The sequence below is a fragment of the Chryseobacterium sp. ISL-6 genome (genome assembly GCF_018613715.1).
Classification (GTDB): domain Bacteria; phylum Bacteroidota; class Bacteroidia; order Flavobacteriales; family Weeksellaceae; genus Chryseobacterium; species Chryseobacterium paludis.
In genome coordinates, this window is sequence record NZ_JAGGPT010000001.1 from 483249 (window position 1) to 507143 (window position 23895).

Consider the following 23895-nt stretch of genomic DNA (forward strand, 5'->3'; position numbering starts at 1 on the left):
TTTACAGTTCTGAAATTTTCTTTCTAAAATATTGATTAGTTTCTATAATAAGGTCATAATTTGCACGTTTTAACCTCTGGCTTACCGAGGATTGTGAGATGGCAAATTTTTTGGCAAGATCTTCCTGTGTAATATCTTGATTCATGATCATTTCATGAATAATTTCGGCTGTAGCCATTGTCCAGTTATCAAAATCCTTGGATGACCACTTCAAGAGCATGTTAAGATCTCTGTCTACCGCCTCATTAGAAGTCTTAATAGCAACAGTATCTCCGTCACTCTTCAGTCCATTAAGCAGTCTTCCGGAATGTACATATGCCGTTCCATTGGATTCCGTAATTTTTTCAGATGAAAAATTTTCTTCACCGATACCGATGGCCATTCTTACATCTAAATTTTCCTGACTTTTTATAATAGATTTTATGGCAAGAAAACGCCAGAAAACTTCATCGATAGTACATTTGAATTGGAATTCGTCACCTCTGTAAATTTCCCATGTTAGGGGTGAGCTTCCCCAATTCTCCAGGAGATTCTTTAGTTTGGTGATCCAAACTTCTGTGTCTGCATGTTGCGAATTTATAATATCACCGGTAATGACCGCTATCATTTTGCAAATATAAGCATAATTACTTATAAATAAAAGATATAAGCAGAAACACTTATAGATATTAATTATTAGTGAATCTGCTTATATCGATTATCTCTAAAACAGAAGATTTTACGGGATTTAGAGATTATAAAATAAACGTGTAAAATCTATTTTCATTATATTTTGTTATCCTAAAACAGGTATCTTCTTTAAAATTATTTCTTAATAAGCTTATATGTTTTGTCATCTAACTTCAACAAATATATTCCTGGCTGTAGATTTTGTACTGAAATATTGGTCTTGTTTTTAAATGGCAGCTTTTCAGTAATAATGCTTCTTCCTGACCAATCTATGATTTGAGCTATTTTTATATTTTCTGTTTTTCCACTTACAAAAATACGATCCTGTACAGGGTTTGGATAGATTTTGAATGTATCATTTTCAACAAAACGAATATCAGGTGATGCAGACAAAGTTCCCAGATCCTCACAATAATTACTGGAATGAATATCCCATTCATTAATATTGAAAGAATTTGTTGGTTGATTAATACTTGCTTTTCTATATAAAGAGACATTACCCAGCACTGAAAAATTAGATTGAGATTTTATTCCGATGGCATCAACTGTTGCTGACTTATATCGCAATTCAAGGTATTGACTTCCAGAATAGGTCATTTGAGGAGCTGCTGTAACAAATTTAGCTTCGTCATTTGTATAGCATGAAAAATTAGCATTTGGATTTAACAAGACAAAGGCTTCATTATCTTGAATGATCCCTTCCAATTCGTAAGGTGCTGGAAAGTAATAATTGTTTGTGCTCGAAAACTGAATTGACAACCTATAATCACTTAAATTAACCGGATGTCCGGTTCTGTTTGTAATTTCTATTGCTTTATTATCTGATGTTCCTTCTAAATATTTAGAGATAAAAAGGTCTTTTGCATAGACATCAGAGGCAAGTGTATTTACAGAAATCACATTACTATCCGGCGAAAGTAAGTACCCATTATCGTATGCCTTTACGGTAAAAGAATAATTTGTAGAAGGTAAAAGATGATCAATGCTTATAGAAGTACTTTTTGTAGAAGCGACCAGTGTTCCATTTTGATAGATTTTATATCCAATAACATCTGAGCTTGAACTTGGCAGCCAACTTAGCGTTGTAAAATAAGTACTTATCTGAGTTGCGTTAAAATCAGATGGAGCCTGAGGAGCAACATTATCCGGGGTTTGATTCCAAATAGCATTTACCCATTGTGGATGATCTATAAATGGATTTCTATTCTTCTGGATTGCATACACCGCATTATTTCTATCAATTTCTCTTTGGGAAACAGGATCTTGTGTATGCCATTGAAGCAACATTGCAATATAAGCATCGTCAAAAGCCTTTTCCTCAGTACCATTTAAAGGATTGGTGTCCGAGGCTGGATTTGAATTATTATTAAAGTTAAAAGCACCTAATTTCCCTTCATATCGGACCGCAAAATACAATAGACTCCTGGCTACATCTCCTTTAAACTCATCAATAGGTTCATAAACACGACCTGTATATACATAATTAGGAATGGCACTTTTTCCGATCTTTGAGGAATTGGTAAATGTATAAAATACATTAGAAGGTGTGGTCATAGAAATCCCGTAAGGATAATTACTTCTTAACTGATTGATTCTCGAATCAGTAGGGACAACATAAAACAGATCGGAATACATTGGATAGTTGCTGTAAAAAGTACTTTGAGGCATCATATGCTCCCGATTCCACCCTAGTCCTTCAGCAGATGAACTTCCTATTAAATTAGCTGTTGTATACTCGTAAGCATCAGGGCCTGTCGGGATTTCAGAGTACATATCCAATAACAAAGTGGTATTGCTTGCGTCATGATCATAATATACATCCAGATCAGTCTGATTATAATAATTGGTAAGATCACCATAATGCCAACTGATATTCTTTGCTGAAATAATATCATGCAGTTTCGACTTTAGAGCGTAACCCGTAAGCCCGGTTGTTCCGTCATAATATCCAGCAGGAGCTTGTGCGAAAATAAAAGACGAAAATAAAATGACAGGAAATAAAAGTTTTTTCATATTTAAAATTAAAGCTTTAAAGTAGAGAAATAATTCATTTACAAAGGTCTCCTGATTATTAAAAAAATATTAAATCTCCTGTTGTAAAAAACTGATAATTAAATTATTGCAAATGTAATATTGTCGCCGGAACAATTATTTTTAGTATTTCCACAATTTAAGTATCTTTGAGCACTAACTATTTACTTATTATATGAATACAGAGATTATTGAGAACATTAAAATGATAGCAGAAACAGCGAAGGAATTTGCTGAAAAAAATATCAGACCCAATATTATGGAGTGGGATGAGAGCCAGACTTTTCCAAAAGATTTATTTCATCAGTTAGGAGAAATGGGCTTTATGGGAATTGTTGTTCCTGAGCAGTACGGAGGTTCTGGGTTAGGTTATCATGAATATGTTGCTATCCTGGATGAGATTTCTCAAGTAGATCCTTCTATCGGACTTTCTGTAGCAGCACACAATTCTCTTTGTACCAATCATATTTATGAATTCGGGAATGAGGAGCAGAGACATAGATGGTTGCCTCAGTTAGCAAGCGGAAAAGTACTTGGGGCTTGGGGATTAACAGAACATAATACAGGTTCAGATTCAGGAGGGATGTCTACAACTGCTGTGAAAGATGGTGATGAATGGATCATTAATGGAGCTAAAAACTTTATTACTCATGCTATTTCAGGAGATATTGCCGTAGTAATGACAAGAACAGGAGAAATTGGAGCTAAGAATAACTCTACTGCTTTTGTTTTAGAAAAAGGAATGCCAGGTTTTACTTCGGGAAAAAAAGAAAACAAACTGGGAATGCGTGCTTCCGAAACAGCAGAACTAATCTTTGATAATGTTCGTGTACCGGATTCTCATCGTTTAGGAGAAGTTGGAGAAGGATTTAAGCAAGCTATGAAAATTCTTGATGGAGGAAGAATTTCTATCGCTGCTTTAAGTTTAGGAACTGCAAGAGGTGCTTATAAAGCAGCTTTAAAATATGCTAAAGAAAGACATCAGTTTGGAAAATCAATTGCTAGTTTCCAGGCTATCAACTTTATGCTTGCTGATATGGCAACTGAAATTGATGCTGCAGAACTTCTTATTCAAAGAGCTGCAACATTGAAGAATGCAAAGCAAAAAATGACAAAAGAAGGTGCTATGGCAAAACTATATGCATCTGAAGCTTGTGTGAGAATTGCTAATAATGCGGTTCAGATCTTTGGAGGTTACGGATATACGAAAGACTTCCCAGCTGAAAAGTATTACAGAGACTCTAAACTTTGTACCATCGGAGAAGGAACTTCTGAGATCCAGAGATTAGTAATAGGAAGAGATATTACCCAATAATTTAATTCGAATACCATGATTAAACAAGCCCTTTTAGGTGAGTTTTTACATGAAGCAGAAAATAGCAGAAGAATTTTAAAAGCGATTCCTGACAGTGCTCTGGATTGGAAACCTTCAGAAAAAAACTGGACCACAGCCCAATTAGCGTCCCATATAGCAGAAATATACAACTGGTATGGATATACATTCAATCAGGACGTTTTTGACATGGGAGTGTATCAGTATGATAAAGGAGATATTTCCAAAGCCGAAAATATTGTCGCTAAGTTTGAAGACAACGTTGCCAAAGCTCAACAAGTTTTAGAAAACTGGGATGAAAAGACTTATCTTAATGAATGGAAAATGGAAATGCACGGAAAAATATTCTTCCCGCCTACTCCAAAAGTTCAGGTAATTAGAGGTTTTCTGTTTAATCATTTGTACCATCATAGAGGTGAATTGGTTGTCTATTTAAGATCAACGGGAAATAAAATTCCCGGAATATACGGACCCACAGCAGACGATAGAATATAATTTTAGAATTATTTCACCGATAAATGAATAGCACACGTATTTTATGTGTGCTATTTTCTTTTTTTGATACAATACAAATTACCGCATATTCAATGTATCGAATAATATTTTAAATCAACTTTCAAAAATCTTCTTAAAAAATTTTGTTTTTCGTAATGAATTTTTTATTAGCTTTGATATTCCACAATCAAAATAAATATTTTATGAAAAAACAATTAACTCTGATCGGAGTGCTTTTTATGACGGGCATTTCTTTCGCGCAGACTGATCGTCTCTGGTCTCAAAGCTCACAAAAAGCATCTACAAATGTTTTTGAGAACAAAACCAGCATTAGTGATCCCAAAGTTTACACTCTGGATATTAATGGCTTAAAGAATGTACTTTCAAGAGCTCCTAAAAGACTGGCAGTTGGAGAGAAATCAGAAATCATCGTTTCCTTCCCTAATTCTGAAGGAAAGATGGAAAACTTTAAAGTAAGAGAAAACTCAAACTTTGATCCTCAACTGGCAGCCAGATACCCGGATATCAAATCGTATGTTGGTGAAGGTTTAGGAGATTCTAATTCCACTGTCTATTTCAGTATTTCTTCATTAGGGCTTTCTTCTATGGAAATCTACGGTGATAAATCAGCTGTTTTCATTGAACCCTACACAAAAGATCTATCCACTTATGTTGTTTACAAAAAATCAGACAAAAAAGATGATCTCAACAAATTTGAATGTACTGTAATTGATGTTGCTCAAAAAGGGATTGACAACACCAGTCTTGCAGCCAGACCAAATGCGGATGATGCAAAATTAAGAACATTCAGACTGGCTCTTTCCTGTACAGGAGAATACACCACTTATTTCGGCGGTACAAAAGCCAATGCTTTAGCAGCAATGAATAACACAATGACCCGTGTAAACGGTGTCTTTGAGAAGGATTTTGCAGCAAGAATGGTTCTTATCTCTAATAATGATGCTGTAATTTATACCAATGCTTCCACTGACCCATATTCTGCAGCATCCGGAATGAGCAGCTGGAACTCACAACTTCAAAGTACTTTAACTTCCGTGATTGGTGAAGCTAATTACGATATTGGCCACTTATTCGGTGCTACCGGAGGTGGAGGAAATGCCGGCTGTATTGGCTGTGTATGTACAAATGGATCTAAAGGAAGTGGGTACACCTCTCCTGCAGATGCAATCCCTTCTGGAGACAACTTCGATATTGATTATGTAGCTCACGAAATGGGGCATCAGTTTGGAGGAAACCATACATTCTCTATGAGTAATGAAGGAACAGGTGCCAATATGGAACCTGGATCAGGATCAACTATTATGGGATATGCAGGAATTACTGCCCAGGATATCCAACCCCATTCCGATGCTTTTTTTCATGCGATAAGCATCCAACAGATTACCAATAATATCAAAGCTAAAACCTGTCCGGTAAGTACTGCAACAGGAAATTCAATTCCAACAGCAAACGCAGGTTCAGACTATACTATTCCTAAAGGCACACCATTTATGCTGACAGGAACGGGTACTGATGCAAATGGTGATTCTTTAACGTATGTTTGGGAGCAAATGGATAATGCATCCTCCTCTCAAACAGGAGCCAGCTCTGCAGCAAGTGCAACAAAAGCTTCAGGTCCTACATTCAGATCATGGACTCCAACTACTTCGCCAACAAGATATTTCCCTAGAATGGCTTCTGTATTAACTGGTGCTACCACAACGGCAGGATCAGAAATTACAGTTGAAGCATTATCTAATGTAGCCAGAGCTCTGAACTTCAGATTTACGGTTCGTGATAACAGAGCTGGTGGTTCAGGAAATAATTCTGACGACGCTGTGATCACAGTAAACGCTACTGCAGGACCATTCAGTGTTTCTTCACAAAATTCAGCAACAACATATACGGGTGGAACTTCTCAAACGGTAACATGGAATGTTGCAGGAACTACTGCCAATGGAGTGAATGCTGCTAATGTAGATATCCTTTGGTCAACTGATAGTGGGAATACATGGACTACCCTATTAGCCGGAACTCCAAATGATGGTACTCAAGCGGTGACTATACCAAATGCTTCTACAACAACTGGAAGAATTATGGTTAAAGGTTCCGGTCACATCTTCTTTGATGTAAATAATGCCAACATTACTGTAAACGCTGGATCTGGAGGAACAGATGTTATAGCTCCTACAGCACCTACCCTTGCAGCTTCTGGAACGACTTCTACAACTACCAATCTTTCATGGAGCGGAGCTACAGATAATGTAGGAGTTACAGGTTATGATGTATATCAGGGAGGCTCATTAATTGGCTCTACTGCTACTACTTCGTATACAGTAACAAGTTTAAGTCCAACCACTACTTACAGCTTTACAGTTAAAGCAAAAGATGCGGCAGGAAACACTTCTGTATCTAGCAATTCTGTAAGTGTAACTACTCTTGGAGGAGGTACTGTAACCTATTGCTCTGCATCTGCAAATAATACGGCTGATGAAAGAATCGGAAACGTAAAATTCGGAACCATTAATAACAGCTCTACAGGAACTGCAGGATACGAAAACTTCACTTCTGTTTCTACCAATGTAACAAGAGGAAGTGCTTATACAGTTTCTATAACTCCAGTATGGACTTCGACAGTTTACAGTGAAGCATACGCGGTGTATATCGACTATAATCAAGATGGTGACTTTACTGATAGCGGAGAGCTAGCCTGGACAAAATCAGGATCTACTACAACGCCGGTAACAGGAAGTATTACAATTCCGGCTTCAGCAACTTTAGGGGCAACAAGAATGAGAGTAATGATGCAATATAGCTCTATTCCATCATCATCTTGTGGAACTTACACCTATGGACAGGTTGAAGATTATACTCTAAATATTGGTTCTTCAGGAAGAGGAGATATGCTTAATACTCAGGATTTATTGACTGAAGTAAAATTATATCCTAATCCGGTAAGAGATATTTTAAATATCTCAAATACAACATCAGAAGAATATAAGATCTTCGATATGGGTGGAAAACTAATCAATTCAGGAAAACTTGAAAAAGGTACTGTAAATGTGAGTCATCTTATAAAAGGTGCTTACATGATTCAGATTGGCGAAATCGCTAAGAGATTTATTAAAAATTAATTATTTATAATTAAACCTTGTGAGGGCCGTCTAGAAATAGACGGCCTTTTTTATTGCAAATTATAGAATCCAGTCTTTAAAATGTAAAATATTATCATAAATTACAGATACTAATGAATTTAATTTATAAATAATATTTTATTTAAATAAAATTTTTAATATTTAAGTTTTTTGATTAAATTTATCATTCAGTATTATTCTTTTATTGTACCGTTTACCCAACTTGTATTTAAGGGAGCATCAGCTCTTTTTTTGACGGTAAATCACCTTGCCTATTTCTTTGATCCTGCTTTAAAAAACACGTGCAACAACCTTGTTGGCAAGGAAATACCTTCTCAAATTGATGCTACATGCGACCCTTCAAATAATACTCACTCAATTTTTACATTTAAAAAACTATTAACTATGAAACATTTATTTAAGTACATCTTCTTCTTAGCTATTGCATTTTTTTCAATTGCCTGTAGTTCTGACAGAGATGATGAAATCGACAACACAAATGGAGTCACACATGTGTTCTACAAAAATGCTGATGAATTTGCTTTAACATATGATACAGCTGGGCTTGTTAATCAGACGATTAGAAATCAGGCATTTGATTTATACAAGCAAGGTAAATGGAGCGAACTGGAAGCATTATTTAAAGCCAATAATTTAAATGGTGGATGGCCACCTGCAAATGGAGGATACAATATCGTAGATGATGTTTCTTTTCAGGCTGGACAGAAATTTGACAGATACAGCGGAGCTATTAATTATAACGGAACTGGAATTCCAACTTTAGGGGGAAGTTTTACAAGTCCCATAGTAAATGGATATGTTTACACCTTCTCACAAAGAGCATTAAATCAACCTGAAAATGCTTATGATTTTTATTATGAGATCGATGTTTTAAATAATTCATTACCTTTCAAATCTCAAACAGCAGATGTCATTCCTTGGTTCAATCAAATAGGTGGCGGTAAGCAAACGATGTGGAAAATTCCTATAGATCCTGCTACCGGTTATCAGAAAACATGGAATAAATTAGCTGCAGAAGGATATGTGAAAATCACTATTAAAAAGAGTCCAAGTGGTCACTATAATAACTTAGTAGGGACGGTTATTCAGCAATAAATAAACTCAAATGTATTCAATATCAAAAAAAATAAACATTGGTGAAAAAGTTCCTGTTGATAAGGATATTTTCACAAATGATGAAATCACTCCGGCAGCTGTAACCAATTTCACCTGTTGCGAATGTGGCCATAAAAATACCATTGAAATAGTCCCATATCAATCAGGTTTTCCAATCCTTCAAATTTATAATGAAGATAAAGTATTATCAAAAAATGAATTATTAAAGAATGGAGCTGTTGCTGAAACTTCACAAGGCATGTTGCATTTTGGAGCATTAACGGTAAATAACTTACCAACTTTATATTTTGGAACTGACTGCTCATTTTGCCATTCAAAATATTTTTGTGTATTTAGTTACGGAGAAAAGCAACCTGGATTAACGGTCTTAAACATTTCAGGAATCTGGAGATATGAGAATTTAGAATAGTCGATCCTACACGATCAACAAAGTCTTTTTTATATACTATAAGAGAGGCTGTCTGATAATAGGCAGCCTTTTTTGTTTAATTAAAAGTTGAAGGCTAAGATCTTAGAAATTAAAACCACATAAACATAATCTATTACTCTCACCACTAAAATCCAGTATTTAATATCTTGCATCTGACTTTAATTTTTCAAAATCCTTTTCTATCTTTGCTTTAAATAAAAAAATTCATGGATAAAATTGATAGTCTGAACCAAGTAGCAGAATTCCATACTACTTTTAAAGCCCCTATTTTAGAAACCCCACAAATCCCTTCTCAGGAAAGATGCAGTCTTAGAGTTGAACTTTTACAAGAGGAATTAAATGAATTAAAACAAGCTATTGCAGATAATGATATCGTAGAAATTGCTGATGCTTTGTGTGATCTGCAATATGTTTTGAGTGGTGCTGTTCTGGAATTTGGACTTGGCAGTAAATTTGTAGAGCTATTCAACGAAGTTCAGCGCTCTAATATGTCAAAAGCTTGCGACAATGAAGAACAGGCAAATGAAACAGTTGAGTTTTATAAAGAAAAAGGAGTAGAATCTTTTTATGAAAAGTCAGGAGAAAAATTCAATGTTTACAGACAGGCGGATCATAAGGTATTAAAAAATAAATACTACTCTCCTGCTGATTTAAAAACGATCATCGACAAATAAAATATGAAAAAATTTATTACAAATATTGTTGCCATTTCAAGTCTCGTTTTGGCTGCCCAACAGTTCAATGCTCAAAAAGTAGTGATGAACCGTGAGGTAGAAACTCAAAAAGACGGGAAAATGCTTTTGGGAAACCAGCTAAAAGAACAATTTCTAAAAGAGCCTTATGCCGATTGGTATGTGAAAGAGCATGATGAATATGCACTTGACCAGAAAGCCATCGCTGAGCTGAAGAAAGCCAAAATAACCTCTTATAATATTACTGTTTTCATGGGAACCTGGTGTGAAGACAGCCATAGGGATTTCCCAAGGCTAATGAGGATTTTAGAAGAAGTGAAATTTCCTGATAATAAGCTGACTATTATTGCTGTCAATCGTAAGAAAGAGTCTCCATCGGGCGAAGAAGGTCTTTATAACATTCAAAAAGTTCCTACGATCATTGTAGAAAAATATGAAAAAGAGATTGGGAGAATTATAGAAATGCCTAAAACAGGTTATGTTGAAAGAGATTTGGTTGACATTTTGAAAAAAGATGACAAATCTGTAATTCGGGAAATATTTAAAAAATAAATATTGAAAAATAATAAACTAATACTATCATTTGCAGCAGGAATTCTTGTCATGTTATTCCTGTTTTTTGGTCTTAAATCGTGTTTTAATTTTGGTGGAAAAACGGAAAAATCAGATTATTATATTCTGACCAACCAGATTTCTAAAATGAATAAAATGGTGGTTTTAGAGCAGAATACTTCCAGCATGCAAAAAACGAAAATGGGTTATGAGGTATTTGGAAATGAAGTTTCAAGTAACAGCATCATTACCTATACCAAGACCAATGCTCAGGTTTCTTATGATCTTAATAAGATGAAAATGGAAGTTGATTCTATCAATAAAAAACTGATCATTACTGAATTGCCAAATGCAGATGTCAGAATTACACCAAGCGTAGAAATACAGTCTTTGGATGATTCTTTTTTAAATAGAATTACAGAGAAAGATATTAAGAATGTTACTCAGAAAGCAAAAGATACAGCCATTAAAACAATTGATGAAAATCGATTAAGAAATGAGGGCCGTAAACAGCTTATGGAAAATCTTAATAATATTTTCGTTTTGGCAAAGGCTTTGAATTATACCATAGAAGATAAAACAGGTCAACTAGGTATTTTAGCACTTTAAAACTTAAAGCTATGAATAATTCAAAAGACAATAACAAAAAGAAAGAATCTACAAACGCTGCAGAGTCGAAAAAACAAAATGAGGATTTTCCCAATATCCCGGCGTCCTCTAAGAAGACTAATCCACCGGATATTGATAAAGAAGATATTGAAAAATCTTCTAAAAATAAAACCGGAAAAACGGATAATACTAAACAGTAAAATATGAATAGTCTGCTTCAAAAGAGGCAGACTATTTCAATATAAAAAAAATAAAATCAAACTTCTCGTTATACAATTGTAGATTTTCCGATCTTAATATTCTCAAAATTATAATAAGATTTCTCAGAAAACTTAATATAATCAGCAATAAAATCCCCTACTTCACTTGTAGAATAAGGCTGCTTGGCATTAAGATCAACGGTTACATATTTATTCTCAATAGCATGTTCCACAGATTCCCTTAATTTATTTGCCGCCTGTTCCAATTGCAGATAATCAAGCATCATGGCTGTACTCAATATCGATGCGATAGGATTGGCAATTCCCTTTCCTTTTGCCTGCGGATATGAACCGTGTATAGGTTCAAACATCGCATTAGAATCACCTATAGAAGCTGAAGGCAACAATCCGATGGAACCTCCTATTACACTGGCTTCGTCGGAAATAATATCACCAAACATATTCTCTGTTACGATAACATCAAATTGTTTCGGATTAAGAATTAACTGCATTGCAGCATTATCAACAAACATAAAATCCAAATGAACCCCAGGATAATCCTGAGCAACCTCTTTACAGATCTTTCTCCACAATCTTGAGGTATCCAACACGTTAGCTTTATCAATAAGTGTTACTTTGTTTTTCCGCTTTTGTGCCTCCTGAAAAGCCATATGAACAATTGGAATAATATCTTCTCTGCTGTATTTGCATACATCATATGCGTAAGCTCCTTTTTCTTCGGTAAATTTCTCCCCAAAATAAATCCCACTTACCAATTCCCTGAAAATCTGAATATCTGTCCCTTCAATGATCTCTTTTTTCAAAGGACTTTTCTCAATCAGTGAGGAATATGTTTTTAAAGGCCTGATGTTAGCAAAAAGCCCCAGCTCCTTACGAAGTTTTAGCAGGCCTTGCTCAGGTCTAACCTTAGCATCAGGGTTATTGTCGAACGAAGGATCTCCGATAGCTCCGAAAAGAACTGCATCTGAATCTTTACAGAGCTCCAGTGTTTTCTCCGGTAGCGGATCACCAGTCTGATAAATAGCTTCGGCTCCTACCACTCCATATTTGAACTGAAAGTTGCACTGGAAAACTTCTCCGATTACTTTTAAGATTTTCACACTTTCATTAACCACCTCCGGACCAATCCCGTCTCCGGGAAGAACCGCTATTTTGAAATAATTATTGCTCATAAACTTTTTGTGTTTTTAATTCGAATTCTTTTATTGTGTTTTTTTTACTGATTAAAAAATCAATATCATCATATCCATTCAGAAGGCAGATCTTTTTGTAAGAATCAAGTTCAAAGCATTCAGTTTTATTTTTAAAACTAATCGTTTGCTGCTCCACATCAATAATTACTTCCTCTTCAGGATTCTCTGTAATATCTTTTAGAATATCTTTTAAAAAATCCTCTGAAACTTTTACGGGCAATAATCCGTTATTTAAAGCATTTCCTTTAAAAATATCGGCAAAATAACTTGATACAATCACCTTGAAACCAAAATCAGTTAAAGACCAGGCTGCATGTTCACGACTGCTTCCACAACCAAAATTATTACCTGCGACTAGAATTTCTCCTTTGTACTGAGGTTTATTTAAAATGAAATTAGCATTCGGTTCATTGGTATGAACATCATATCTCCAATCCCTGAACAAATTATCTCCGAATCCTTTTTTGTCTATACTTTTCAGAAATCTTGCAGGAATGATCTGATCAGTATCTATATTTTCTACAGGCAATGGAATTGCACTGGATTTTATAATAGTTAGCTTTTGCATTTGTTTGGTTTAAAATATTCTAAATGAAAGACAATTCTTTTTATGTACATTTTTAAAAGCTGCTTTTGAGAAAATAATTATTCAATTCTTACAAAAGCAGCAATCTTTAACATCCTCTATATGTATTTTATGTCTTATTGATTAATTTAAATTTTCAAAGGCAGTAATTTTGCCTTCTATAGCTACTTTAGCAGCCGTTAATGGACTTGCCAGAATAGTTCTGGCGCCTTGTCCCTGTCTGCCTTCAAAATTCCTATTTGATGTTGAAACGCAATATTCACCTTCCGGTATCTTATCATCATTCATAGCAAGGCAAGCTGAGCATCCCGGCTGCCTGATCTGAAATCCGGCTTCACTGAAAATCTTATCGAGTCCTTCCTCATAAATCTGTTTTACAACAAGCTGAGATCCTGGAACAATTAAAGCATTAACATGTTCAGATTTACTTTTCCCTTTAATATATTCGGCTGCTGAACGGAAATCTTCGATTCTAGCATTTGTACAACTTCCAATGAATACGTAATTCACTTCAATATCAGATGGAGATTGCCCAGCCTTTAATCCCATATACTGTAATGCTTTTTCTTCTGATTCATTTTGTGGTACAGGAATTACATCATACAATGAAATTCCCATTCCCGGATTGGTTCCATAGGTGATCATAGGTCTTATTTCTGAAGCATCAAATGTAAATTCGGCATCAAAAACAGCATCTTCCTCCGTTCTAAGGCTTTTCCAATAGGTAAGTTTTTCTTCCCATTCTTCCCCTTTTGGTGCAAAGGGTTTTCCTTTTACATATTCAAATGTGATCTCATCCGGTGCTATCATTCCTCCTCTGGCTCCCATTTCAATACTCATATTACAGACTGTCATTCTTCCTTCCATCGACATTTCTTCAAAAACAGATCCTGCATATTCACAAAAATATCCTGTCCCGCCATTGGTTCCTACTTTAGAAATGATATAGAGAATAACATCTTTTGGCTGAACATGATCCTGAAGCTTTCCATTTACCGCTATTCTCATTGATTTCGGTTTGTTAAGCAACAGACACTGACTGGCAAAAACCTGCGCTACCTGACTTGTTCCGATCCCAAAAGCGATTGCTCCGAAAGCACCATGTGTAGAGGTGTGACTATCTCCGCAAACAATACTCATTCCTGGTTGGGTAATTCCTAATTCCGGAGCAATGATATGTACAATCCCCTGATAATGATGTCCAAGCCCATACAATTCAATATTGTTTTTCTTACAGTTTTCTGTCAGCTGTTCCACTTGATTCCTTGATGATTCATCACGGATCGGTAACTCCTGGCTGAGTGTAGGAACATTATGGTCCGCTGTAGCCACAATCTGTTCCGGTCTGAAGACTTCGAGGTTTCTGGATTCAAGCTCTGCAAAAGCCTGTGGGCTTGTTACTTCATGAATCAGATGTTTATCGATATATATAATCTGTGGTCCATCCGGAACGGTTTCTACAACGTGAGCGTCCCAGACCTTATCAAAAAGCGTTTTATTATTGTTCATTTTTAGTTTGATTTGATTAGAAAAGAAATAGAGATCTTTTAACTGATTTTTCTGGTCAATGCTGTCATCATCAGATTAAGATCTTCGTTATCTATTTCTTTTTTCATATCTGCTACTTTTAAAAATTCTTTGTATAAAAAGTCGAGTTCATTTTTAGTAACATCAAACCCGATATGTTTAAAACGATAAGCTAAAGCCGATCTACCACTTCTGGCAGTAAGAATAATGGAAGACTCACTTACCCCCACATCCTCAGGATTCATAATCTCATAAGTTTCTCTATTTTTGATGACCCCGTCCTGATGGATACCAGAACTGTGGGCGAAAGCATTAGCTCCAATGATTGCTTTATTCGGCTGAACAGGCATTCCCATAAGATCTGAAACTAAAAAGCTCATCTCATTAAGCATTTTAGAATTGACATCGGTATGCAGGTTTAGATTCTTGTGTTGCTTCAGAATCATGACGACTTCTTCCAATGCTGTATTTCCGGCTCTTTCTCCCAAACCGTTGATCGTACATTCGATTTGTCTTGCTCCATTGATCACTCCGGCAATAGAATTTGCAGTTGCCAGTCCTAGATCATTATGACAATGACATGATAAAACGGCTTTGTCTATTCCACTTACATTTTCTTTTAAATACTTAATTTTTTGTCCATATTCTTCGGGTAAGCAATATCCTGTTGTATCAGGAATATTTAAAACTGTTGCTCCAGCCTTAATAACAGCTTCGCAAACTCTTGCTAAAAATTCATTGTCTGTTCTTCCGGCATCTTCAGCATAAAACTCGACATCTTCTACAAAACTTTTAGCATACTTTACAGCATCTACCGCCCTTTCTAGAATATCCTCTCTTGTAGAATTGAACTTATATCTTATATGAGAATCTGAGGTTCCAATACCGGTATGGATTCGCGGTCTTTTAGCATGCTGTAATGCTTCAGCAGCAATTTCTATATCTTTTTTATTGGCTCTGGTCAATCCGCATACTTTTGCATTTCTAACCAGTTTTGAAATTTCAGAAACAGAATGAAAATCTCCCGGACTTGATACCGGAAATCCGGCTTCAATTACGTCAATCCCTAGTTTATCAAGCCTTTCGGCTATAATTAATTTTTGTTCTGTATTCAGCTTACATCCCGGAACCTGTTCCCCATCACGCAATGTGGTATCAAAAATTTCAATCTTTTCGGAATTCATAATGAAGTTTTTTACTTAATTTTGATTCAAAACTAAGGCTTGCATATTTTTTATATTTTCAATTTTAATGAAAATTACAATATTCAAATAATGAAAAACTAAATGTAATAATATGATATCCAAACATTTAAATTAGCAAATTTTACAATGGCAGAATTGCAGAAAGACTTCTTATTTGTACTTATTAAATCATTAACAACTTCCGAAAAGCGACAGTTCAAGCTTTATGTTAACCGTTTAGGAATTAACGTGGATGCTAAATTCCTTTTGCTTTTTTCAGAACTGGACAAGATGAGTGAGTACAATGAGTCTGTTATAATAGAGAAAAAAATTTCAACGAAGCAACAGCTTTCTAATCTTAAAGCGCACCTCTATAAACAGATTTTGGTAAGCCTCCGTATGAACCCCAGTCACCAAAACTATAGGATTCAGCTCCGCGAACAGCTGGATTTCGCTAATATACTTTATCAGAAAGGACTCTATAAGCAGGCTCTGAAAATATTAGATAAAACAAAGCAGTCGGCATTAGAATTAGACGAAAAGAGTATTGCATCAGAAATCATAGATCTTGAAAAAGTAATCGAATCCCAATTCATTACGCGAAGTATAAATGGTAGAGCCGAAGAATTGATAAAAGAATCAAAAGCGATCAGTAAACAAAATCAGTATACTACAGAACTTTCCAATCTTTCATTGAAATTATATAGTGAGATGTTAACACATGGCTATGTAAAAAATGATGCAGACCGACATGAAGTATTAGAAATCTTTAATGCACAGATAAAAAATATAAAACCTTCTAAGCTTAATTTCACAGAAAAGCTATGGTATTACAAAGCTCATGTCTGGAAAAACCAACTGTTACAGGATTATAAATATACATTGAAATATGCCTATCAATGGGTAGAATTGTTCCATCAGAAACCTGAAATGATCTTCAGCCATCCGGTTTGGTATATTAAAGGGAATACCTATTTACTAAAGATCCTTTTCCTATATGGTAATATTGATATTTTAGAGAAACAGTTTGAAATTTTTAATAAAACAGTTTATTCACCAAGCTTTGCTCAAAATGAAAACTTACAGGCACTTACCTTTCTTACCTATTCTAATACTTTAATGAATATCCATTTTGTAAAAGGCGAATTTTTTAGCGGAACAAAACTTATCCCTGAAATTGAAATGAAGATGGATAAGCTTAGGGATAAGATCGATGAGCACCATTTCATGATTTTATATCTCAAGATGGCAGCTATGCTTTTCGGAAGTAAGAAATATAATGAATCCATGCGTTACTCTATGAAGATCATTGAATCTAAAGGGAATGTGCAGGAAGATCTTTTGTTTCATACCAGAATTTTGATCTTAATGTCAAAACACGAATCGGGAAATGATGAAGATTATGATGAGTTTATAAAAGCGACTCTCAAGTTTGCCTTAAAAATGAAAAAGCCTGAAGAGTTTCACTTTGAAAGTATCAATTTTTTCAAAAATCTGAATAATTTAGTTCCGGATGACAGGCAAAAAGCTTTCGAAGCATTTGATCAAAAACTTGAAGAATATTCAACCAATGAGTATTATAGAAGATCTTTATTTTATATTGATATCCATGGTTGGATAAAATCCAAAGTTCAGCATGTAGATGTTATTGAAATTATAAAACAAAAGGTCCGGTATAAAAGAAAAAAATAAATATAAAAGGTGGCTGAGGCTCTCGAAGCCACCTTTTAATACCCCCAAATTATCTATAATCTTTTTATAAATTCCAGTGCATTTTTATGACTGATTTTCTCCATAAGCCCTGGAGAAAAGTCTTCAGATAACTTTTTATTGATCGAATTATAAGTTGTAGCATCTTGAAATTCGTCAAAGAAAAAGGGATATCTTGACTTATCCGGATGCTCTTTATCGAAGAAAAAATCACCTCCGTATGCAATACAATCTTCAGCGCCTAGGGACAGTGCATATTGAATATGTTCATAAAGTCTTTCAGGATGATGATGGTCAATATAATCTTTAATAAAATTAAGCCCGATCAAACCCTTTCTTTTGATCACTTCATTCACTAATTCATCGGGAAGATTTCTATTATTTTTATATACACTTCTATAGTTAGAATGGCTTGCCAGAATAGAAATTTTATAATTTTTCTGATCCGTATAATTAAGAATATCATAGGCTAACTGATCACTTGTATGGGCTAAATCAATAGCAATCTTTTTATCTGCTATATAATCGATCAATATTTTACCATCTTCTTTTAGTCCGGCTTCGGAATTATTTCCACCTCCAAAACGGTTTTCAGAATGATGAGTAATTCCTATATATAAAACCTTCTGAGTATTGTTAATAATAGTTTCCAAATTTTTAAAACCTTCCTCCAAACTAGAATCTTCTTCACAAAATGATGATGCATTTTCAATAGAAGCAAGAACTCCTACCCGATTCGAATTTTCACTATTGCTGTAATTCTGAGTGTTGAATAGAAAGAAATCATCCGTATTCAGTAAATCAGCAAACACTTCACTTTGCCTGATCCCTTCTGTTATACTGTTCTTTCCTGTAGCAGAATAAATTGCCATTACCTGTAGCTTTACATTCCCTTCTTTTAAATAGGGTAATGAACAGCCTAACTGTTTGTCATGGATATCAGATTTTGGATCTAATAAATAATAAAGTAAATCGCAGTGTAGATCTATATTGAATGTGCTCATGAGTAAAATCTCTATGTTTTTTTATAAATATATTTAAAAATTTTAATGTCTTTTTTTGAAAAAAAGAGATCATGAAAAATAAAACGACAAAAATCAGTAAATGTTTTTCATATTTCTTCATTCAAATATACGTTAATATACTATTTTAAATAAAAAATGCGTATTTTTGCATCTTAAAATTTCATAGTAAACAATGATAAAAATTACACTTCCAGACAATAGTGTCAAAGAATTCGACGGAGAAGTTACTTCTCTAGATGTGGCAAAATCTATAAGCGAGGGATTGGCTAGAAATACCATTTCCGCAATTGTTAACGGCAAACAAGTAGAGATTACCACACCTATAACGACGGATTCTACGGTACAGCTATTGACATGGAATGATGATCTTGGAAAGAAAGCTTTTTGGCATTCTTCTGCCCACCTTTTGGCGCAGGCAATCCTGGAATTTTATCCAAATGCTAAGTTGACTATCGGACCTGCTATTGAAAGCGGTTTTTATTATGATGTAGATTTCGGTGACGAAAGTTTATCTGAAAAGGATTTTGAGAAAATTGAAAAGAAAGTATTGGAAAATGCTAAAAAAGGTTCTACCTTCTCATTATATCCTGTTTCTAAAGAAGAAGCATTAAAAACATATGCAGACAATCCGTATAAAGTAGAATTGATCTCTAATCTTAATGATGGGGAAATTACTTTTGTAACCCATGATAATTTCACAGACTTATGTCGTGGCGGCCATATTCCAAATACAGGAATTGTAAAAGCTGTAAAAATATTAAATGCAGCCGGAGCTTACTGGAGAGGAAATGAGAAAAACCCTCAGTTGACAAGAGTATATGGTATTTCTTTCCCTAAACAGAAGGAACTTACTGAGTATCTTGAAAAATTAGAGGAAGCAAAAAGAAGAGACCACAGAAAGCTAGGAAAAGAATTAGGAATTTTTGCATTCTCTGAAAAAGTAGGTGCCGGACTTCCGTTATGGCTTCCAAAAGGGACTGCTTTAAGAAGAAAATTAGAAAACTTCCTTAGTGATGCTCAGAAAAAAGGCGGTTATGAGTTTGTAATGTCTCCACATATTGGTTCAAAAGAACTTTATGTAACTTCAGGACATTGGGATAAATATGGAGCAGATAGCTTTCAGCCTATTAAAACGCCTAATGAAGGAGAAGAGTTTTTACTAAAACCAATGAACTGTCCTCACCACTGTGAAATCTATAAAACTTCACAATGGAGCTATAGAGATCTTCCAAAAAGATATGCAGAATTCGGAACAGTTTACCGATATGAGCAAAGTGGAGAGCTTCACGGTTTAACAAGAGTTCGTGGATTTACTCAGGATGATGCCCATTTATTCTGTACTCCGGATCAGCTTTCAGAAGAATTCGAAAAAGTAATAGATTTAACACTCTATGTTTTTAAATCTTTAGGATTTGAGGATTTTGTAACTCAGGTTTCTTTAAGAGATCCTGAAAACAAAGAAAAATATATCGGTTCTGATGAGAATTGGGAGAAAGCAGAAAATGCGATTATCAATGCGGCACAGAAAAAAGGATTAAAGACAGTTATCGAATATGGTGAAGCGGCATTTTATGGCCCTAAACTGGATTTCATGGTGAAAGATGCCTTAGGAAGAAAATGGCAGCTGGGAACAATCCAGGTAGATTATAATCTTCCGGAAAGATTTGATCTTCATTATATAGGAAACGATAATGAAAAGCATAGACCGGTAATGATTCACAGAGCACCATTTGGTTCTATGGAACGTTTTATAGCCATATTATTAGAAAATACTGCAGGTGATTTTCCATTATGGTTAAGCCCTGATCAGTTTATAATTCTACCGATAAGTGAAAAATATGTAGATTATTCAAAAAAAGTTTCACAATTTTTGGAAAATCACGATATTAGCGGTCTGATTGATGACAGAAATGAGAAGACAGGAAGAAAGATCCGTGATGCGGAAATGAAAAAAATCCCTTTCATGCTGGTTGTCGGTGAGAATGAAGAAAACGACGGTACAATTTCTGTAAGAAGACGTGGAGAAGGAGATCTCGGCGTAATGAAGATGGAAGATTTCGTCAATTATTTTAAAAAAGAAGCAGCAATATAAGAAAGCTGTTAAATAGAAAGTTAACCAATAAAATTTAAAACAATAGCACAAAGATTTAACAACAGAGGCCCAATGCGTCGTCCAGTACAGGAGGATTTGCATCAAATTAATGGTAAAATCAGAGCCCGTGAGGTTCGTTTGGTAGGTGACAATGTTGAACCCGGAGTTTACCCATTAGATAAGGCTTTGCAGATAGCCAAGGAACAAGAATTAGACTTGGTTGTGATTTCCGACAAAGCGGAACCTTTTATTGCAAGAATATTAGACTATAAAAAGTTTTTATACGAGCAAAAGAAAAAACAAAAGGAACTTAAAGCGAAGCAAATAAAAGTAGTTGTAAAAGAGATCCGTTTTGGACCTCAGACTGACGACCACGATTATGAATTTAAGAAGAAGCACGCTGAAAAATTCCTGGAAGAAGGTTCAAAACTTAAAACCTACGTATTTTTTAAAGGACGTTCAATTATCTTTAAAGATCAGGGAGAGATCCTACTTTTAAAACTTGCGCAAGAACTTGAGCATGTAGGTAAGGTAGATCAATTACCTAAATTAGAAGGTAAAAGAATGATTATGATGATGAGTCCTAAAAAACCAGCAAAATAATTTAATTAAATCTTGTATTTAATTCGCCAATATAAAACCTCAAATTTCTTTGAGGTTTTTTATTTTATCAGATTTTGACGAAAATATCCTATGTTAAGGTTTACAATTGAGAATAGATTTAACTTTGTTTTAGAAATAATAGATAAATAATCTACAAGGCAATAATAATTATTAATCATAAAATATAAAACAATGAGTACTATTCAATTAAAAGACGGAACAGAAATTTATTACAAAGATTGGGGAAAAGGTCAACCAATATTCTTTCACCATGGATGGCCGTTATCCAGCGATGATTGGGATGCACAAATGTTATTTTTTTTAGAAAAAGGATATAGAGTGATTGCTCATGACAGAAGGGGTCATGGAAGATCTACGCAAACTTCGGAAGGACATGATATGGATACTTATGCATCCGATGTGGCAGAAATTGTAACTGCATTAGACTTAAAAGATGTTATTCATGTTGGCCATTCTACTGGAGGTGGCGAAGTGATCCGATACGTAGCCCAACATAGTAAAGGCAGAGCTGCAAAAGCAGTTTTAATAAGTGCAGTAACGCCGATTATGGTAAAAACGGATAATAATCCGAACGGAATTCCAATGTCTGTTTTTGATGAGATCCGTCACAATACGGCAACACAGAGACAACAATATTTTGTAGATTTTTCATTGGCTTTTTATGGATATAACAGAGAAGGCGCAAAAATATCTCAGGGTATTCGTGATAACTGGTGGAGACAGGGAATGATGGGATCCATTAAAGCTCATTATGACTGTATAAAAGCGTTTTCTGAAACTGACTTCACAGAAGATCTTAAAAGCGTAGATGTTCCCGTATTGGTATTACATGGAGAAGATGATCAAATTGTACCTTACGAAATTACAGGTGTTGTAGCTGCCAAGCTGGTAAAAAATGGAAAACTAATTACCTATCCTGGCTTTCCTCACGGTATGCCTACTACAGAAGCAGAAACTATTAATAAGGATCTGCTGGAATTCTTTCAATCTTAATCAGAAAGTACATTATTATAAATTGTAAAACCCCGATTAAAAAAATCGGGGTTTTTATATTAAAATCACTTAAGTGTGTAAATTTAATTACTTGAAAACGCTATAAATAAACCATTTATTTGAATTTATTAAGTCTTTAAATTGTGACTTAATACTGAATTATTTATATTTGCGGCGTAAAAATTATTTATGAAAATAAAATTATTGACTTTCGTAAGTCTTTCGATGCTCTTAGCATCTTGTGGTCAGGATGACAGTCTTGACAATGTAACAGTCGAAAATGGAAAAGTACAAACAACTGCGAATGCGAATAAATCTATTCCTGGTGGCGGTCTTACAACTTTAACACTTATTTCGGAAACAACCAATCATCCGCAAATATTAAATGCTGAGGAGTCAATTAGTTTAGAGAATAATGGCAGTATCTACCGACTTGTCATGCAAGGAGATAGTAACCTTGTATTATATCGTGAAAAACCAGGTAGTTACACGGTTTTATGGGCATCTAATACGGTAAGGAACCAGGGCACTCCTAAACTTATTGCACAAAATGATGGTAACCTTGTTATTTATAATAACAATAATCCTCTTTGGGATTCCAATAGTGCAGTTACAGGTAACGTTTCTAATCCACATATTAAGCTTCAACTTTATTCAAGAGGTGGTTATTTCATTGGTAACGGCCTTAGAATTAAAGTTATTTTGGGTGGAAATAATGAAGAAAGAAGAGAAATAGTTGTTAGAGATTTCGACTAAGGTAATTAAATTATAGCCCCTCTTATAAAGAGGTGTTTTTTTGAAGTCATAGAAAATCATAGGTTGTTAAAATTTGAATTGATATTTTTTGTATCTTTGCACCCTATTATTCCTAAATATTACTAGGAAAGAAGACAGAGATATTGATAACAAAATAATAAAAAAGCAAGACAATGCCAAAATTAAAAACGAAATCAGGTGCTAAGAAACGTTTTGCCCTTACTGGAACAGGTAAGATCAAAAGAAAAAACGCTTACAAAAGCCACATCTTAACTAAAAAAGAAACTAAGCAAAAGAGAAATCTTACGCAAACTTCTTATGTTGCTGCAGTGGACGTAAAAAGTGTTAAACGTCAATTAGCAATTAAGTAGTTTTTATAAATCTATATTCGGTTTATAGGAATTAAAACAATTCAGAATTTTTAACCCTGAAACGGAGCAAATAAGTGTAATGAAACAGTTTACCGCCCTTTTCAAAAAAACAATTTAAATTATGCCTAGATCAGTAAATGCAGTAGCTTCAAGAGCTCGCAGAAAAAAAATCATGAAACAAGCTAAAGGTTTTTTCGGTAGAAGAAAGAACGTTTGGACTGTAGCTAAAAACGCGGTACACAAAGCAATGCAATATGCTTACCGTGGAAGAAAAGAGAAAAAGAGAAATTTCAGATCACTTTGGATCACTCGTATCAACGCGGGAGCTAGAGAACATGGAATGTCTTACTCTCAGTTTATGGGAGCTCTTAAAAAGAACGATGTAGAACTTAACAGAAAGGTTTTAGCAGATTTAGCAATGAATCACCCTGAAGCTTTCAAAGCAGTTGTAGATCAAGTAAAATAATGTAAAATTTTTTGTTATCAATATAAATCCTGAGTTTTTTGCTCAGGATTTTTTTATTATTTACA

At 34.6% G+C, this 23895-nt stretch carries 23 protein-coding genes; 16 read left to right on the forward strand and 7 right to left on the reverse strand.

Annotation, left to right across the window (positions count from 1 at the left end; translation table 11 throughout):
* Position 1 precedes the first annotated feature (1 nt).
* Both J7E44_RS02260 and J7E44_RS02265 read right to left on the reverse strand, forming a co-directional pair.
* Positions 2-607, reverse strand: coding sequence for a SatD family protein (locus J7E44_RS02260; protein WP_214825172.1), 606 nt, complete (start codon positions 605-607; stop codon positions 2-4).
* Positions 608-804: 197 nt separating this feature from the next.
* Positions 805-2682, reverse strand: coding sequence for an endonuclease (locus J7E44_RS02265; protein WP_214825175.1), 1878 nt, complete (start codon positions 2680-2682; stop codon positions 805-807).
* Positions 2683-2875: 193 nt separating this feature from the next.
* On the opposite strand from J7E44_RS02265, the gene J7E44_RS02270 reads away from it, so the two are divergent.
* From J7E44_RS02270 to J7E44_RS02310, 9 genes are all read left to right on the forward strand, one after another.
* Entirely contained in the window at positions 2876-4015 is a 1140-nt protein-coding gene (locus J7E44_RS02270) for an acyl-CoA dehydrogenase family protein (protein WP_214825178.1), read from the forward strand.
* A gap of 15 nt (positions 4016-4030) precedes the next feature.
* Positions 4031-4528 carry a DinB family protein gene (locus J7E44_RS02275; protein WP_214825181.1) on the forward strand — a complete coding sequence of 166 codons (498 nt, stop codon included), beginning with the start codon at positions 4031-4033 and terminating at the stop codon, positions 4526-4528.
* 203 nt (positions 4529-4731) lie between these two features.
* Positions 4732-7662 (forward strand): reprolysin-like metallopeptidase, encoded by a 2931-nt coding sequence (locus tag J7E44_RS02280; protein ID WP_214825183.1) that lies wholly within the window; start codon positions 4732-4734, stop codon positions 7660-7662.
* A gap of 405 nt (positions 7663-8067) precedes the next feature.
* Positions 8068-8778, forward strand: coding sequence for a glycohydrolase toxin TNT-related protein (locus tag J7E44_RS02285; protein ID WP_214825185.1), 711 nt, complete (start codon positions 8068-8070; stop codon positions 8776-8778).
* A 10-nt stretch (positions 8779-8788) separates the two neighbouring features.
* Positions 8789-9208 carry a hypothetical protein gene (locus tag J7E44_RS02290; RefSeq protein ID WP_214825187.1) on the forward strand — a complete coding sequence of 140 codons (420 nt, stop codon included), beginning with the start codon at positions 8789-8791 and terminating at the stop codon, positions 9206-9208.
* Between the two features lie 227 nt (positions 9209-9435).
* Entirely contained in the window at positions 9436-9903 is a 468-nt protein-coding gene (locus J7E44_RS02295) for a pyrophosphohydrolase domain-containing protein (RefSeq protein ID WP_214825189.1), read from the forward strand.
* 3 nt (positions 9904-9906) lie between these two features.
* Positions 9907-10473, forward strand: a complete 567-nt coding sequence (locus tag J7E44_RS02300; protein WP_214825191.1) for a thioredoxin domain-containing protein — start codon at positions 9907-9909, stop codon at positions 10471-10473.
* Between the two features lie 3 nt (positions 10474-10476).
* Positions 10477-11082, forward strand: coding sequence for a DUF4230 domain-containing protein (locus J7E44_RS02305; protein ID WP_214825193.1), 606 nt, complete (start codon positions 10477-10479; stop codon positions 11080-11082).
* A gap of 11 nt (positions 11083-11093) precedes the next feature.
* Complete coding sequence (locus J7E44_RS02310) at positions 11094-11282, forward strand: hypothetical protein (RefSeq protein ID WP_214825196.1); 189 nt, start codon at positions 11094-11096, stop codon at positions 11280-11282.
* Positions 11283-11350: 68 nt separating this feature from the next.
* Here J7E44_RS02310 and leuB read toward each other — a convergent pair whose 3' ends face one another.
* The 4 genes from leuB to J7E44_RS02330 form a co-directional block, all read right to left on the reverse strand.
* Complete coding sequence (leuB, locus tag J7E44_RS02315; RefSeq protein ID WP_214825198.1) at positions 11351-12475, reverse strand: 3-isopropylmalate dehydrogenase; 1125 nt, start codon at positions 12473-12475, stop codon at positions 11351-11353.
* A complete protein-coding gene (gene leuD, locus J7E44_RS02320; protein ID WP_214825200.1) occupies positions 12465-13064 on the reverse strand; it encodes a 3-isopropylmalate dehydratase small subunit in 600 nt (199 codons plus the stop codon). The genes leuB and leuD overlap by 11 nt, the downstream gene beginning before the upstream one ends.
* A 141-nt stretch (positions 13065-13205) precedes the next feature.
* The gene (gene leuC / locus J7E44_RS02325; RefSeq protein ID WP_214825202.1) at positions 13206-14591 is read right to left on the reverse strand and encodes a 3-isopropylmalate dehydratase large subunit; all 1386 of its coding nucleotides are present in this window, start codon (positions 14589-14591) and stop codon (positions 13206-13208) included.
* Between the two features lie 38 nt (positions 14592-14629).
* Positions 14630-15793, reverse strand: a complete 1164-nt coding sequence (locus tag J7E44_RS02330) for a 2-isopropylmalate synthase (protein WP_214825204.1) — start codon at positions 15791-15793, stop codon at positions 14630-14632.
* A gap of 147 nt (positions 15794-15940) precedes the next feature.
* On the opposite strand from J7E44_RS02330, the gene J7E44_RS02335 reads away from it, so the two are divergent.
* Positions 15941-17485: a hypothetical protein gene (locus J7E44_RS02335; protein ID WP_214825206.1), complete on the forward strand. Its 1545-nt coding sequence runs from the start codon at positions 15941-15943 to the stop codon at positions 17483-17485.
* Between the two features lie 53 nt (positions 17486-17538).
* Here the strand turns inward: J7E44_RS02335 and J7E44_RS02340 are convergent, their stop codons facing one another.
* Complete coding sequence (locus tag J7E44_RS02340) at positions 17539-18507, reverse strand: dipeptidase (protein WP_214825208.1); 969 nt, start codon at positions 18505-18507, stop codon at positions 17539-17541.
* Positions 18508-18700: 193 nt separating this feature from the next.
* Here J7E44_RS02340 and thrS point away from each other — a divergent pair, with 193 nt between their 5' ends.
* The 6 genes from thrS (at position 18701) to rplT (ending at position 23830) form a co-directional block, all read left to right on the forward strand.
* Complete coding sequence (thrS, locus tag J7E44_RS02345; RefSeq protein WP_214825211.1) at positions 18701-20620, forward strand: threonine--tRNA ligase; 1920 nt, start codon at positions 18701-18703, stop codon at positions 20618-20620.
* A 72-nt stretch (positions 20621-20692) separates the two neighbouring features.
* On the forward strand, positions 20693-21223 hold the full coding sequence (gene infC / locus J7E44_RS02350) for a translation initiation factor IF-3 (RefSeq protein ID WP_214825214.1): 531 nt from the start codon (positions 20693-20695) through the stop codon (positions 21221-21223).
* A gap of 192 nt (positions 21224-21415) precedes the next feature.
* Complete coding sequence (locus J7E44_RS02355) at positions 21416-22237, forward strand: alpha/beta fold hydrolase (protein WP_214825217.1); 822 nt, start codon at positions 21416-21418, stop codon at positions 22235-22237.
* A gap of 189 nt (positions 22238-22426) precedes the next feature.
* Positions 22427-22993: a hypothetical protein gene (locus J7E44_RS02360; protein ID WP_214825220.1), complete on the forward strand. Its 567-nt coding sequence runs from the start codon at positions 22427-22429 to the stop codon at positions 22991-22993.
* Between the two features lie 173 nt (positions 22994-23166).
* Entirely contained in the window at positions 23167-23364 is a 198-nt protein-coding gene (gene rpmI, locus J7E44_RS02365) for a 50S ribosomal protein L35 (RefSeq protein WP_214825223.1), read from the forward strand.
* 121 nt (positions 23365-23485) lie between these two features.
* A complete protein-coding gene (rplT, locus tag J7E44_RS02370; RefSeq protein ID WP_214825226.1) occupies positions 23486-23830 on the forward strand; it encodes a 50S ribosomal protein L20 in 345 nt (114 codons plus the stop codon).
* The last annotated feature ends 65 nt before the right edge of the window (positions 23831-23895 follow it).

Coding starts and splice junctions, on each gene's coding strand:
- leuB (WP_214825198.1), bottom strand. CDS start 12,475: ATGAGCAATAATTATTTCAAAATAGCGGTTCTTCCCGGAGACGGGATT.
- J7E44_RS02290 (WP_214825187.1), top strand. CDS start 8,789: ATGTATTCAATATCAAAAAAAATAAACATTGGTGAAAAAGTTCCTGTT.
- J7E44_RS02270 (WP_214825178.1), top strand. CDS start 2,876: ATGAATACAGAGATTATTGAGAACATTAAAATGATAGCAGAAACAGCG.
- J7E44_RS02330 (WP_214825204.1), bottom strand. CDS start 15,793: ATGAATTCCGAAAAGATTGAAATTTTTGATACCACATTGCGTGATGGG.
- J7E44_RS02285 (WP_214825185.1), top strand. CDS start 8,068: ATGAAACATTTATTTAAGTACATCTTCTTCTTAGCTATTGCATTTTTT.
- leuD (WP_214825200.1), bottom strand. CDS start 13,064: ATGCAAAAGCTAACTATTATAAAATCCAGTGCAATTCCATTGCCTGTA.
- J7E44_RS02310 (WP_214825196.1), top strand. CDS start 11,094: ATGAATAATTCAAAAGACAATAACAAAAAGAAAGAATCTACAAACGCT.
- J7E44_RS02280 (WP_214825183.1), top strand. CDS start 4,732: ATGAAAAAACAATTAACTCTGATCGGAGTGCTTTTTATGACGGGCATT.
- J7E44_RS02260 (WP_214825172.1), bottom strand. CDS start 607: ATGATAGCGGTCATTACCGGTGATATTATAAATTCGCAACATGCAGAC.
- infC (WP_214825214.1), top strand. CDS start 20,693: ATGCGTCGTCCAGTACAGGAGGATTTGCATCAAATTAATGGTAAAATC.
- rpmI (WP_214825223.1), top strand. CDS start 23,167: ATGCCAAAATTAAAAACGAAATCAGGTGCTAAGAAACGTTTTGCCCTT.
- J7E44_RS02360 (WP_214825220.1), top strand. CDS start 22,427: ATGAAAATAAAATTATTGACTTTCGTAAGTCTTTCGATGCTCTTAGCA.
- J7E44_RS02275 (WP_214825181.1), top strand. CDS start 4,031: ATGATTAAACAAGCCCTTTTAGGTGAGTTTTTACATGAAGCAGAAAAT.
- J7E44_RS02340 (WP_214825208.1), bottom strand. CDS start 18,507: ATGAGCACATTCAATATAGATCTACACTGCGATTTACTTTATTATTTA.
- J7E44_RS02295 (WP_214825189.1), top strand. CDS start 9,436: ATGGATAAAATTGATAGTCTGAACCAAGTAGCAGAATTCCATACTACT.
- J7E44_RS02355 (WP_214825217.1), top strand. CDS start 21,416: ATGAGTACTATTCAATTAAAAGACGGAACAGAAATTTATTACAAAGAT.
- leuC (WP_214825202.1), bottom strand. CDS start 14,591: ATGAACAATAATAAAACGCTTTTTGATAAGGTCTGGGACGCTCACGTT.
- J7E44_RS02335 (WP_214825206.1), top strand. CDS start 15,941: ATGGCAGAATTGCAGAAAGACTTCTTATTTGTACTTATTAAATCATTA.
- thrS (WP_214825211.1), top strand. CDS start 18,701: ATGATAAAAATTACACTTCCAGACAATAGTGTCAAAGAATTCGACGGA.
- rplT (WP_214825226.1), top strand. CDS start 23,486: ATGCCTAGATCAGTAAATGCAGTAGCTTCAAGAGCTCGCAGAAAAAAA.
- J7E44_RS02265 (WP_214825175.1), bottom strand. CDS start 2,682: ATGAAAAAACTTTTATTTCCTGTCATTTTATTTTCGTCTTTTATTTTC.
- J7E44_RS02300 (WP_214825191.1), top strand. CDS start 9,907: ATGAAAAAATTTATTACAAATATTGTTGCCATTTCAAGTCTCGTTTTG.